The 12,713-nt window shown below is 63.8% G+C and carries 12 protein-coding genes; 3 read left to right on the top strand and 9 right to left on the bottom strand.

What is annotated here, in order from left to right; genetic code table 11:
• Positions 1–165: 165 nt before the first annotated feature.
• The 5 genes from EU800_RS19915 to EU800_RS19895 all read right to left on the bottom strand — a co-directional run bounded on the left by EU800_RS19915 (position 166) and on the right by EU800_RS19895 (position 5,413).
• A complete protein-coding gene (locus tag EU800_RS19915) occupies positions 166–1,236 on the bottom strand; it encodes an ABC transporter ATP-binding protein (protein ID WP_129635023.1) in 1,071 nt (356 codons plus the stop codon).
• 28 nt (positions 1,237–1,264) lie between these two features.
• Positions 1,265–2,095, bottom strand: a complete 831-nt coding sequence (locus tag EU800_RS19910) for a carbohydrate ABC transporter permease (RefSeq protein ID WP_129635021.1) — start codon at positions 2,093–2,095, stop codon at positions 1,265–1,267.
• Between the two features lies 1 nt (position 2,096).
• Positions 2,097–2,993 (bottom strand): carbohydrate ABC transporter permease, encoded by an 897-nt coding sequence (locus EU800_RS19905; protein ID WP_129635019.1) that lies wholly within the window; start codon positions 2,991–2,993, stop codon positions 2,097–2,099.
• A gap of 86 nt (positions 2,994–3,079) precedes the next feature.
• The gene (locus EU800_RS19900; protein ID WP_129635017.1) at positions 3,080–4,306 is read right to left on the bottom strand and encodes a sugar ABC transporter substrate-binding protein; all 1,227 of its coding nucleotides are present in this window, start codon (positions 4,304–4,306) and stop codon (positions 3,080–3,082) included.
• Positions 4,307–4,537: 231 nt separating this feature from the next.
• Positions 4,538–5,413 carry an NAD(P)-dependent oxidoreductase gene (locus tag EU800_RS19895; RefSeq protein WP_129635015.1) on the bottom strand — a complete coding sequence of 292 codons (876 nt, stop codon included), beginning with the start codon at positions 5,411–5,413 and terminating at the stop codon, positions 4,538–4,540.
• 192 nt (positions 5,414–5,605) lie between these two features.
• Between EU800_RS19895 and EU800_RS19890 the strand changes: the two genes are divergently transcribed.
• The 3 genes from EU800_RS19890 to EU800_RS19880 are packed head-to-tail and all read left to right on the top strand — an operon-like array spanning position 5,606 to position 8,761.
• Positions 5,606–6,754 carry a hypothetical protein gene (locus EU800_RS19890; RefSeq protein WP_129635013.1) on the top strand — a complete coding sequence of 383 codons (1,149 nt, stop codon included), beginning with the start codon at positions 5,606–5,608 and terminating at the stop codon, positions 6,752–6,754.
• A 16-nt stretch (positions 6,755–6,770) separates the two neighbouring features.
• Complete coding sequence (locus EU800_RS19885; protein WP_129635011.1) at positions 6,771–7,571, top strand: SDR family NAD(P)-dependent oxidoreductase; 801 nt, start codon at positions 6,771–6,773, stop codon at positions 7,569–7,571.
• Between the two features lie 35 nt (positions 7,572–7,606).
• Positions 7,607–8,761 carry an alanine racemase gene (locus tag EU800_RS19880; RefSeq protein WP_165354759.1) on the top strand — a complete coding sequence of 385 codons (1,155 nt, stop codon included), beginning with the start codon at positions 7,607–7,609 and terminating at the stop codon, positions 8,759–8,761.
• 26 nt (positions 8,762–8,787) lie between these two features.
• Here EU800_RS19880 and EU800_RS19875 read toward each other — a convergent pair whose 3' ends face one another.
• The 4 genes from EU800_RS19875 to EU800_RS19860 form a co-directional block, all read right to left on the bottom strand.
• Positions 8,788–9,759 carry an ornithine cyclodeaminase family protein gene (locus tag EU800_RS19875; RefSeq protein ID WP_129635007.1) on the bottom strand — a complete coding sequence of 324 codons (972 nt, stop codon included), beginning with the start codon at positions 9,757–9,759 and terminating at the stop codon, positions 8,788–8,790.
• Positions 9,760–9,790: 31 nt separating this feature from the next.
• Positions 9,791–11,062 (bottom strand): TRAP transporter large permease, encoded by a 1,272-nt coding sequence (locus EU800_RS19870; protein WP_129635005.1) that lies wholly within the window; start codon positions 11,060–11,062, stop codon positions 9,791–9,793.
• On the bottom strand, positions 11,059–11,571 hold the full coding sequence (locus EU800_RS19865; protein ID WP_165354758.1) for a TRAP transporter small permease: 513 nt from the start codon (positions 11,569–11,571) through the stop codon (positions 11,059–11,061). Before EU800_RS19865 ends, EU800_RS19870 begins: the two co-directional genes overlap by 4 nt.
• 97 nt (positions 11,572–11,668) lie before the next feature.
• Positions 11,669–12,691, bottom strand: coding sequence for a DctP family TRAP transporter solute-binding subunit (locus tag EU800_RS19860; protein WP_129635001.1), 1,023 nt, complete (start codon positions 12,689–12,691; stop codon positions 11,669–11,671).
• Positions 12,692–12,713: the final 22 nt, after the last annotated feature.

The following is a 12,713-nucleotide window of genomic DNA, read 5'->3' as shown; positions in this document are numbered from 1 at the left end:
GGAGACTGCTTGCCCCGGGATCTTGGTGGCAACGCTTCGACAGACGAAGCTACTCAGGCCGTGATTGACCGACTGGATTGAAGACGGAGGGTGCTGACGTCGTATGCGGACGGCTATGGAACCCGCCCAAAGGGCCCCCGACAATCATCGTGAAAGGGAATCGCGTCAAACGCGATTGCCGCTTTCCCTGTCGAACAGATGGATCTTGTCGGGTGACCACGAGAGAGCCGCTTGGTCTCCCGGGGAGAGCGGGTAGCGTTCGTTGAAGACGGCGCAGATGTCCTGCCCGGCCAGTTCGAAGAAGACCTCCACGTTGGCACCGGTTGGCTCCACGACCTTCACGCTGGCAGGAACGCCCTGGCCGGTGTCGGACAGGGAGAGATGTTCTGGGCGCAGTCCGAGGACGACCGGCTGGCCGTCGGCGACGCTGGGAGCCTCGAACAGCGGCAGTTCGGTGCCGTCGGAGGTGACGAGCGTCGCAGCTCCGTCGGCGCGACGGACCGTCCCGTCGATGAAATTCATCGAGGGTGAGCCAAGGAAATCCGCGACGAAGAGATTGCCGGGCCGGTCGTAGAGATCCAGCGGGGCGCCGATCTGCTCGACCCGCCCGTCATGCATGACGACGATTCGGTCCGCCATCGTCATCGCTTCAATCTGGTCGTGGGTGACGTATACGGACGTCGTCTTGAGGCGTTGGTGTAGCGCCTTTATCTCCGTCCGCATCGTCACCCGTAACTTGGCGTCCAGGTTCGACAGCGGTTCGTCGAACAGGAACACCTGGGCGTCGCGCACCAGGGCACGGCCCATGGCGACGCGCTGTCGCTGGCCGCCGGACAGCTGCGAGGGCGAGCGCTCCAGATAGGGCCGGAGATTGAGAATATCGGCCGCCTCAAGCACGCGCTTCTCGATTTCCGGCTTGGGCTGTTTGCGGAGCTTCAGACTGAAACCCATGTTGTCGAAGATGCTCATATGCGGGTAGAGCGCGTAGTTCTGGAACACCATTGCGATGTCTCTGTCGCGCGGCGGCACCTTGTTGACGACGCGGTCGCCAATGATGACTTCGCCCTTGCTGACGGTTTCGAGACCGGCGATCATCCGCAGCAAGGTGGACTTGCCGCAGCCCGAGGGCCCCACCAGCACGACGAATTCGTGCTCCGCCACCTCGATGTCGACCCCGTGGATGACCTTCGTCGAGCCGAAGACCTTCTCGACATTGCGGATTGTCACAGACGCCATTGCCCAACTTTCCTTTTCTCGTCCCGGTTCATTTCACGGCGCCGAGCGCCATGCCGCGGATGAGGTATTTCTGCAGCCACGAGAAGACGATCGCGACCGGCACCGTTGCCAGCACCGTGCCTGCCATGACGTGGTGCCATTCCACCTGGTAGCGGCCCGCGACCTGCGAATAGATCTGCACCGGCAGGGTGAAGTCCTCCGACGAGCGGATCATCGTCAGGGCCAGCACGAACTCGTTCCAGGCATTGATGAAGCTGAAGATCCCGGTCACCGCCATCGCCGGCACCGCAAGCGGCAGGAAGATGCGCCTGAGGCTCGCGAAATGCGTCGCCCCGTCGATCCAGGCGGCTTCCTCGAGGTCTCGCGGGATGGTGTTGAAGTAGCTTTGCAGCATCCAGATCGTGAAGGCCATGTTGAAGGCGGCATAGGTCAGCACCAGCGAATTGAGGTTGTTGACCATGCCGAGCGCCACCATAAGCCGGAAGAGTCCCAGCACCAGAACGATCGGCGACATCATCTGGGTCATCAGCAGGAAGGTGCGATAGGCGCCCTTGCCCGGGAAGCGGTATCGCGAGAGCGCGTAGGCCGCCGGAATGCTGAGCACGAGCGCGAGCAGTGTCGAAAGGACGCTGACATAGACGCTGTTGAAGAGTGCCTGACCGAAATTGGTCTTGACCCACATCTCTGCGAAATTCTCCCAGCGGAACTCGCTGAACCACCAGGTCGGCGGGAAGACGAAGAGCTCGTCGCGCGGCCGCACTGCCGTCACGAACATCACCGCGAAGGGGAACAGGATCACCACCATAAGGGGCGAGAGCAGGAGCCAGTAGACCAGCGATTTCACAAGTTTTGACTGCATGTCACTCGTCCGCCACTTCTTGCGGTTGCCGGTCGCCGCGCGTCACCAGCGTCACGTAGAGAATCGTGAAGACCAGGAGGACGCCGAACATGATCAGCGAGATTGCCGCGGCCTTGCCGAGCTGGCCGAACCGGAAGGCCAGCTTGTAAAGGTAGGTCACGAGGATGTCGGTCCCGTTCGCCGGCCCGCCCTCGGTCATCACCCAGATGATCGGCAGCGAATTGAACACGTAGATCACGTTCAGGACGATGGCGATGTTGATGAACGGCTTCATCAACGGCAGCGTGATATGGACGAACTGGTCCCAGCGTGTCGCGCCGTCGACCATGGACGCTTCGTATGATTCCTGTGGCAGCGACGACAGGCCACCGAGGAAGATCGTCGTAGTGAAGGGGATCGAGACCAGGATCCCGACCAGGATCTCGACCGTGAAGGCCAGCTGCGCTTCGGCCAGCCACTCGATCGGCTCGGCCAGGACGCCGATATCCATCAGCGTGGCGTTCAGCAGGCCGGAGCGCCCGTTCAGAGTCCAGCGCCAGACCACGGCGGTCATCGTGAGCGAGATCGCCCATGGAAGCATGATGATGACGCGCGCGAGCCCGCGACCATAGAAGTCGTCGTTGAGGATGATCGCGATCGGCAGCGAGATCAGCATCGTTCCGCCGACGACGCAGACGGTCCAGATCGCCGTCCGGGTGAGCGACGACCAGAAAAGCGGGTCGGCGAAGACCTCGGCGAAATTGGCGAACCCAGCGTAGCCCTGAAGCTTTCCGAAGCGGCTCACCTCCTGAAGCGACGTGTAGGCGAGATCGACGACCGGGTAACCGATGATGAACATGGCGAGGAACAGTCCCGGCAGGATCATCGCAAGGGGTCTCAGGCCGCTGAAGGAAGTCATGTATTACCCGCCGTGGTCGTTATGCGCCGCAAGTCCGGCACGGGCGAAGGGGCAGCGCGCCGCCCCTCCGCATCTTGTGAAAAACCTTACTTGCCGCGGATCTGGTTGATCGTTCCAGCCGCTTCGGTCAGTGCCGCTTCTGGCGTCGCCTGCCCGAGATAGATCTGCTGAAGGGCCCGAACCGTGGTGTCGGCAATCTCTTCCCAGTTGGCAATTGTGGGCGCGAATTTCGCATAGGGAAGACCAGCGGCGAAGCCGGCAATGTCCTTGTCCGTGGTGTAGTATTCCTCGGCAGCCACATTTTTGGTCACCGGAAGAAAACCTTCGCCGTGGTCGAACTTGGAGCGCCACTCGTCGCCATAGGCGAACTCGATGAATTTCCACGCCTCGTCCTTCACGTCGGAATCGGCGAAGAGCATCAGCGTGTCAGTCACGCCATAGGTCGCCTTTGCCGCCTTCTCCGGGAAGGGCAAGACCTTGTAGTTCATGTCGGGCGCTTCGGCCTGAAGCTGAGGGATCAGCATCGGGAAGGTGAAGATCATCCCGAGCGTGCCCTGCTTGAACAGGTTGAACACGTCCTCGCGGCTATAGTTGGTCGGCGACGGCTGGGTCAGGCCCTCGTCGAGCATCTTCTTGTAGAAGGTCGCAGCCTCGATCGCCTCGGGCGAATCCAGACCGGACATCCCGTCGGCGGTGAGGATGTCGCCGCCGAAGGTCCAGAGAGCATAGTAGAAATAAGCGTCAGTCTCGATTTCCTTGCCCTGAAGACCGAAGGCGTAGGTGTCCGGAAGGGCAGAGATCTTCTGCGCGGCCTCGTAGAGCTGGTCCCAGTTCTCGGGCGGCGTGGCGCCGGCCTTCTCGAACAGGTCCTGGTTCACGATCATTGCGCGGGCGGAGGCCGCAACCGGCAGGCCCATGATCTTGCCGTCGATCACCGAAGGCGCCATGAACGTGTCGATGAAGGTATCCTTGAATTCCGGCGTCAGATAGTCATCGACCGGTTCGGCGATGCCCTGCTCGGCAAAGTCGAGCAGCCAGCGGGTGCCGATGATCGAGATGTCGGGGGCTGTGCCGCCGGCGATGTCGGTGGTGAGGCGCTGGAGCAGCGTGTCCCACGGCACGACTTCGATGTTGATCTTGATGTCGGGGTTCTCGGCTTCAAAGGCGGCGGCCACCTCCTCGAAGAACGGCCCCGTCTTGGAGCTGTATTCGGCGACGGTGAAGTCCACCGTCGTCTCTGCCATTGCCGGTCCGGCCAGCGCGGCGAGCGCCAGCAGCGATACCGCGAGAGCGGGTCTCTTTGCGCGGATCATGTTTCTTCTCCTCTGTCGAACGTTTTTCTGTCGGCGTGTCGTCGCCGGGCAAGTCCCGCGATGTGCGGTTTGACGAAGAGAAGTCTGCGGCCTTTTCGGCTTTGGTAAAAATAGAATTATGGCATTCTTCCATGTTGCTCCGGCATCGCCGCCCGCGATCTGCGAACGCAACAGCGCCCGCCGACGAAATCGCCGGCAGGTGCAGGTCTCCACGAAGCGTCCGGACGCCGTCTAGAGGGACCGCCAGGAGAACTCTGGCTCGTATCCGAGGACCTTTCGGGCCTTCTCGATCGACAGGAGCGTTTCGTGCTGCCCAAGTTCTCCGCGCACGGGAACATCCGGGAAGACCTCGGCCATCAGCTCCGCGCTGCTCCGCTCCATCACCGTGTCGGCATTGGCGATGATGAAATGATCGGCACCGACGAAATCGACATGCAGGGATTTGCGCACTGCCTGCGCGCAGTCGCGGGCGTCGATATAGCCCCAGAGGTTCCATTCCCGGAATCGCGGCGTCTCCTGCCAACCCGGGAAGCGCTCGTAATCCTGCGGCTCCATGACGTTCGAGAGCCGCAGCCCGATGAAGGTCGTGTCGGGGTTCCAGCGCTGCATCTGGCGCGCCATCTCCTCTCCCAGATCCTTGGAGAGCGAGTAGGCGCTTTCGGGCCGCATCGGATGGTCCTCGTCGACCGGCGCATAGGCAGGCGGGTTGTCCGGGCTGAACGGCAGGCCGAGCGTTGTCTCGCTCGACGCCCAGACGATTCGCTTGATCCCGACCCGGAGCGCCGCGTCGAACACGACATAGGTCGAGACGATGTTGTTGCGGAAGGTCACCTCTTCGGGCTGGAGGTCCGGCGCCGGGATCGCCGCCAGGTGCACGATGGCGTCTGGCGTCTGGAAGCTGCGGAAGGGGTGATCCTTGCCGCCGGTCCATTGCAGGGCGTCGATGACCTGGCCGCGGTCGGTGAGGTCGACCCGGTAGAAGGGGCAGACTGGATCCGGCGACGGCACGATGTCGATATTCAGGACGTTGTAGCCTTCATCGACAAGGTGCCGGCATACCGCCCGCCCGGCCTTTCCGCTTCCGCCTGTGACAACCACGTTTTTCATGGGAACCCTCCTGTCATTCGCCCGGCCCGCTCATGGGCGCAGGGGCCGGACTGGTCGCCGTCAATCTACGACTGACCGGCGGGGACTCCGAATGCCAATTGCGAATTGCTCGATGTCCTCTCGGCATTGGTGCACCTGTGGCGCTTCCCATAGGTTCTCCGATGTGCCCCGACCGGTGACGGAGACCGCCTGATGCCGACTCATTCGATGTATGTTTATCCGTGGGATTTGCGGGACGAAGGCGTGGCGGAGATCGCGGCGCGGTTGCGTGCCGCGGGGATCGGCGCGGTCTCGGTGGCGTCGAGCTATCACGCCGGCAAGTTCCTGCGCCCGCACGGCCCGACTGGGAAGGTCTATTTTCCCGAGGACGGCACCGTGTATTTCAGGCCACAGGCCGAGCGCTACGGTGTCCTGAAGCCTCGGCAGGCAAGGATGGCCGAGGAGTTCGACGAATTTGGCGAACTTGCCCGGCACGCGCCCGATCTCGGCGTCGTCGCCTGGACTGTCGGCCTGCACAATTCCCGCCTTGGCGCGGCGCATCCCGAGTTCGCGGTCGAGACGGCGTTCGGCGACCGGTTGATCAACTCGCTCTGCCCGTCGCAGCCCGAGGTGCGCCATTTCGCGAAGGCGCTCTGCGCCGACGCCGCCGCACAGCCGGGCGTGAGGGAAGTCGCTCTGGAAGCACCGGGCTGGCAGGCGTTCCGGCACGGCCACCATCATGAATTCGAGCTCGTCGACCTTCCCGAGTCCGTTCATTTCATGCTCGGAACCTGTTTCTGCGACGCCTGCCTCGCACGCGCCAAAACAGCGGGAATCGATGGCGTCGGACTCAGGCAAGCAGCGCGGTCGGATCTCGACGGGTTCTTTGGGTCGGGAGCGGCGCAGGTCGCGGATCCGGCGGATCCGGACTGGCAGGCGTACCACCGGCTCCGTGCCGACACGGTGACCGGGCTTGCCGCAGAGATCCGGGAGGAGATGCCGGCAGACGTTTCGCTGGCGATCATCCCCACCACCCAATCCCCGAACGATCTCTGCTGGATCGAGGGCAGCGATCCGGCGGGCCTCGCACGTGCGGCGGATCGGCTCGAAGTCCCTGCCTACCAGAACGGCGTTGCAGACCTCGTCGCCGACGCATCCCGGGTGCGCGACAGGGTCGGGGACGATGCCGCCATCGGGTTCATCCTGCGCCCGACCTATCCCAACCTCACCGGCGCCGCAGATGTCGCCGAGGCTGTCGAGCGCCTCCGGGCGCTCCGGCCGACCTCCATCTCCTTCTACAACTACGGTCACATGCGCCTGGAATCCCTGGAGTGGATCGCGGCTGCGCTGACCGCATCCTGACAGGAAAGGGCCCCCAATGGCAGATTCCAGGAAACGCGTGGCCATTGTTACCGGCGGCAGCCAGGGCATCGGCGAAGCGATCACCGAACGCCTGATACGCGACGGCAACGCGGTCTGCATTCTGGACATCGACACCGAGCGCGCCGAGGAAACCGCGGCGCGGATCGTCGAACGGGGCGGAACGGCGATCTTCCGCCATGCCGACATCACCGATTTCACAGCGGTGGAAGCTGCCGTGGCCGATGCCGAGGCGACGCTTGGTCCGGTCGGGCTGCTGGTGAACAACGCCGGTTTCACGGACGCGGGGGATATCGAGAAGATCGCCCTCGACGACTGGCACCGGGAGATCGACGTCAATCTCCACGGTCCGTATCACTGCATCCGGGCGGTCCTTCCCGGTATGATCGACCGGCGGAGCGGAGTGATCGTCAACATCGCCTCGGTCAACGGCGTGCGGTATTTCGGGAACCCCGCTTATAGCGCCGCCAAGGCGGGGATCATCAATCTCACCCAGTCGACTGCCTCCGAGTTCGGCAAATACGGCATTCGCTGCAACGCGATCCTTCCCGGTTCGGTGCGCACGAACAACCCGTCCTGGGAGATCCGCATCCAGAAGGACCCCGAGGTCTTCAATAAGCTCGCACGCTGGTACCCGCTCGGCCGGGTGGCCGAGCCGGAAGACATCGCCAAGGCGGTGTCGTTCCTTGTCTCCGACAACGCGAGCTACGTCACCGGAGCGATGCTGCCGGTCGACGGCGGGCTCCTTGCCGGCATGAACGTGATGATCGACGAGTTCATCCTCGAATCGAAGGACTGACCCGCACACCGTCTAGACCGATGAAAGAGTTGATCGTGTCCAAAGCGAAAACCCTCCACACCCTGCCGACCCCCTGCCTTGTGCTGGACCGGGCGAAGCTGCGTCGCAACATCGCCCGGATGACCGTTGCCTGCGCCCGGAACGGCGTCACGCTCAGGCCGCATCTCAAGACGGCAAAGTCGATCCCGGTGGCGAACCTTCTCACCGGGCCGAACGTCTCGGGCATCGCCGTCTCCACCCTGCTGGAAGCGGAGTATTTCGCCCAGAACGGGTTCCAGGACATTCAGTATGCCGTCGGCATCACGCCAGATAAGCTCGACCGGGCAGCACGGATCCAACAGATCGGTGCCCGCGTCACACTTGTCACCGACAACCTGGGGACGGCTCGCGAGATCTGCCGATACACGGACGAGACCGGCACCGTCTTTCACGTCCTGATCGAGATCGACTGTGGTGAACGGCGCTCCGGGCTCGATCCGAGCGCGCCCGAGTTGCTCGACCTTGCACGCACCCTCGCTGACGCCAACAACGTCGTTCTGGATGGCGTGATGACCCACGCGGGGCATTCCTACACCTGCCGCTCGCTTGCCGAGATCGAGGCGGTGGCCGAGGCGGAACGACTGGCCGTTGTCACCGCGGCGGAGCGGATCCGGGCCGCCGGCATGGCCTGCCCGACTGTCAGCGTCGGCTCCTCGCCGACGGCCCTGCACGCCCGCCACCTGACGGGCGTCACCGAGACCCGCGCCGGTGTGTTCATGTTCGGGGATGTCTTTCAGGCGCAGATCCTGACCTGCACCCTCGACGATCTCGCCGTCTCCGTCCTCACGGAAGTCACCGGCCATCGCGCGGACCTGGGTCACATGACGATCGACGCCGGCGGCCTGGCGATGTCAAAAGACCGCAGCACGGAAAACGTCGAGAACGACGTCGGCTTCGGCCTCATGGCCGATCTCTCCGGCGAGGTATTCGCCCCCCAGCTGACGATCGCGCGGGTTTATCAGGAACACGGGCTGGTCCCCGTCACAGAGCCGCACCGGCTGGAGGATTTTCCCATCGGCCGTCGACTGCGGGTTTATCCCAACCATGTCTGCATGACGGCGTCGATGTATCCAGGGTATTTCGTCGTCGACAGCGAGGAGAGCGACGGCGTCGAGGTGGTGGAGGAATGGAGCCGGATCAGCGGCTGGTAGCCGCCGGCCCGGCGATCCGGGGCAAGTCAATACTCGACCTGCTGACCACGCCCGGCGTCCCGCGCCTTCCGGACCGCAAGGTCCGCGACAACGAGGTCCTGAAGCGCGACGCCGGTTCCGTCATAGATGGTGATCTCGTCCTCAGCGCTCCGCCCGGGACGGCCCCCCCCCGCGACTTCGCCGATGCTCGCCTTCAGGTCGTCGACGCCGATCAGGCCGAGCGCAAAGGCGTGCTGGAACTCGCCGATGGCCTGAACCTGCTCCAGTTCGTCGTAGAACAGCGACGCGCTCGCCACGAGATGCGGATCGAGCTCTTGCTTGCCTTTGGTGTCGGCTCCCATCGCCGAAACATGCGTGCCGGGTCGCACCCAGCCTTTCTCGACGATGGCGGCCTGCGACGGGGTGACCGTAACGATGATGTCGGCAGCCGAGACCGCCCCGCGTGGCTCCGAGTGGCCGGAATATTCCAGCCCGAGCCCGCGGACCGTCTCGCCGAACCGCTCCAGGTTCGACGGGTTGGGGTCCCAGGCGTGAACCGCCTCGATCCCGCGAACCTCCATCGTGGCGCGCAACTGGTATTCCGACTGCCCCCCTGTGCCGATCATCCCGAGCACCCGCGCGTCCGGTCGGGAAAGATACTTCGTCGCGATCGCGCTGGAGGCGCCGGTCCGGACGCCGGTGAGGTAGTTGGCGGAGACCAGCGCCGAGGCGCGGCCGGTGCCGGCGTCGAAGAGGAGGGTCGAGGACTGGTGGTTGCCCTCTCCGCGCGCGGCATTGTGCGGCCAGTAGCCGCCGGCCTTGAGCCCGAGCACCTCCTGCCCGATGTCGCAACCGGTCTTCACCCCGAAGACCGCGTCGTGAAGGCCGAGGCTCTCGCGGACCACCGGGTAGTTCCGCGCCGTGCCGCGTGCCATACCGACGAAGCAGCGCTCGACGGCCTCGATCGCGTCGGCCAGAGTCACGAGCTCGCGGGCGAGGGCTTCCGGGATGACAATCATTTGGGCTTCCTTCGGCTATGAGAGTGAGTGGTTAGCGCAGCATCGCCGGCAGGGCGGTCGAGAATTGCGGAACGAGGATCAGCATCAGGACCACCAGCAACTCGACGATCAGGAACGGCAGCACGGCACGGAAGATCCGCAGCACGGGGCTGTTGGCGATCCGGCAGGCGACGAAGAGGCAGACGCCGACCGGCGGGGTGATGAGGCCCAGGGTCAGTGTCAGGATGATGACCATGCCAAGCTGCATCGGGTCGATGCCCATGCCGTTGGTGACCGGCATCAGCACCGGCACGATCAGGACAATCGCCGCACCGGGCTCGAGGAAGGTCCCGACGACCAGCAGGACCGCCGCAAGCACGATCAGGAACAGGACCGGGCTTCCGGCGAACTGGGACGCGAATTGCTGCACGGCCATGCCGATGCCGCCGATGGTCAGAACGTAGGAGACGATGGTCGCGGCAGCGATGATCAGGTAGATCGTCGCGGTCATCCGGGCCGCCCGCTTCAACGCATCCCAGAATTCCCGCAGGTCGATGGTCCGGAATACGAAGGCGGAAACGAGGAGCGCATAGAGCACCGCGACGCCCCCGGCCTCGGTTGCAGTGAACACGCCGAACATCGTCCCGCCGACGATGATCGCCGGCAGACCGAGAACAAGCGCGCCGTCCCGCACCATCCCGAGCACTTCATGGCGCTCGACGCGGGTCTGAGACCGCGGAAGCCGGCCGCCCCGCGCCTGAACGAAGATCACCGCCCACATCGCGGCAGCGAGCAGGAAGCCGGGAATGATTCCGGCGAGGAACAGGTCGATCACCGACAGGCGCGTCACCGAGGCGTAGATGATCATGATGACCGATGGCGGGATGATCGGACCGATGATCGAGGAAGCGATGGTCACCGCGGCGGCATAGTTCTTGTCGTAGCCTTCCTTCGGCATGCCGTTGATGAAGACCTGGCCGAGTGCGGCGGTATCGGCCACCGCCGCGCCGGATATCCCCGCGAATAGCACCGATGACGAGACGTTGGCATAGGCGGTACCGCCCGGCGCGCCGCGCGTTATCAGACCTGCGAGGCGAATCAGACGGTCGGTGATCCCGCCGCGATTCATGATTTCGCCGGCCAGTATGTAGAACGGCGCCGCGAGCAGCACGAAATTGTCCATTCCCGTGAAGAGGCGCGTCGGCACCGTGATCAGGTCCAGGTCGAGCGCCCAGAGCCCGACTGCCCCCGCAAGACCGAGCGAAAAGACGATGGGCACGCCCAGAAGCAGCGTCACCACGAAGACGATCGCCATTGCAATCATCGCGCCTGCTCCGGCATTGTGGATGGCGTCTCGTCGAAGGTGCCGTCGGGAAGGAGCATCAGCGCGATCGTGTTGATCAGGATGAGCATGGCGCCGACCGGCACCGCGAGATAGGGCAGCGTCATCGGCACCCGGATGGCCGGCGAGACCTGACGCATGTTGTCGATTGCCGCCGGAAGGCCCTTCCAGATGAGCAGGATGCAGAAGGCGGCCACGCAGGCCTGCGAGATGAGACGGACGACGCGCCGGAGCCGCGGCGGGGTCTCGTATTGGAGGATGTCGACGGCCATGTGCTCCTGCCGCAGGAGGGCCGGGGCCGCCGCGAGCATAACCATCCAGGTCGTGGTGTAGCGCATCGCCTCTTCGGACCAGGAGATCGGGTCGATCAGCACGTAGCGGAAAAAGACCTGTGCGAGGTTGAGCAGGACGACTGCGACGAGGAGGAGCGCGGTCAACGCTTCGGTCCAGCCGGTGAGGCGGCTCAGGTATCGCGGCACGGTTGCAGACATCACTCTTCTCACTCCGCCATCATCCGGTCGTTCCGGACAGCGGCAGGGAACGCCTGACATGGCGCTCCCTGCCTAAGTTTTTCATGCGCGCCGCGGCTTAGTTACCGTAAAGCGCGGGCTCTGCGTCCTTGGCCGTGGTCAGGAGTTCTTCCACGAGGTCCGCACCGACCTGCTCGCGTAGATATTCGAGCACCGGTTCCTGGGACACTTCCGCGAAGGCTTCCTTCTCGGCCATCGTCGTCATGTGGACCTCGACACCCTTTTCCTTGATCAGGTCGATGTATTTCTTCGCCCCGGCCAGTTTCTGGGTGTTTTCGATCCGCGAGGCGAGCAGCGCCGCCTCCAGCACAACCGCCTTGTTCTCGTCGCTCAGCTTCTCGAAGAAGCTGTCGGAGATGATGTAGGCGTGGACGCCGAGGATGTGCTCGTCGGTCGACATGTATTTCTGCACATCCATAAGGTTGTAGTCATAGTTCACCTGCGCCGGGTTCTCCTGCCCGTCGATCACGCCCTGCTTGGCGGCCATGATGATCTCGGACCCCGGCATGGGGGTCGCGGCCGCCCCGAAGGACTCGACGAAGCGGATGAAGACCGGGCTTTCCATCACCCGCATCTTGAGACCATCGAGATCCTCGGGCGACCGGATCGGCCGCACGTTGTTGGTGAAATCGCGGAAGCCGTTTTCGCCCCAGGCCATCACCCGGATTCCGGTGGTCGCGCGCATGTCTTCGGCCAGCTTGGCGAAGAACGGGCTGTCGAAGACCTTCCAGGCATGGGCCGAAGACTTGAAGAGATACGGCACCGACAGGACCTGGATATTATTGTAAAAGCCGGCCAGCGCCCCGGTGTCGACGAGGCAGACCTCGACCGTTCCCTGCTGGACCTGTTCGGCGCAGGCCCGCTCCGCCCCGAGCTGCGCGCTCGGGAAGAGCTTCACCTCGATCGCGCCTTCGGTCTTGTATTCGACATGATTCTTGAACGCCTCGAGCGCGTTCCATTCCGGGTTGTCGCCCTGCGGCGCGTTCATCCCGAACTTTATCACTTCCGCCGACACCGGCTGTGCGGCGATCACGACCGCAGTCATTGCTGCCGCTACCTTGAACCTGACGTCACTGAACATGGCTGGCTATCCCCTTTTCCCT

The sequence above is a fragment of the Tropicimonas sp. IMCC6043 genome (assembly GCF_004146235.1).
Lineage (GTDB): Bacteria > Pseudomonadota > Alphaproteobacteria > Rhodobacterales > Rhodobacteraceae > Tropicimonas.
Note: the sequence above shows the minus strand (reverse complement) of the source record. Positions and strands in the feature narration are given on the sequence as shown.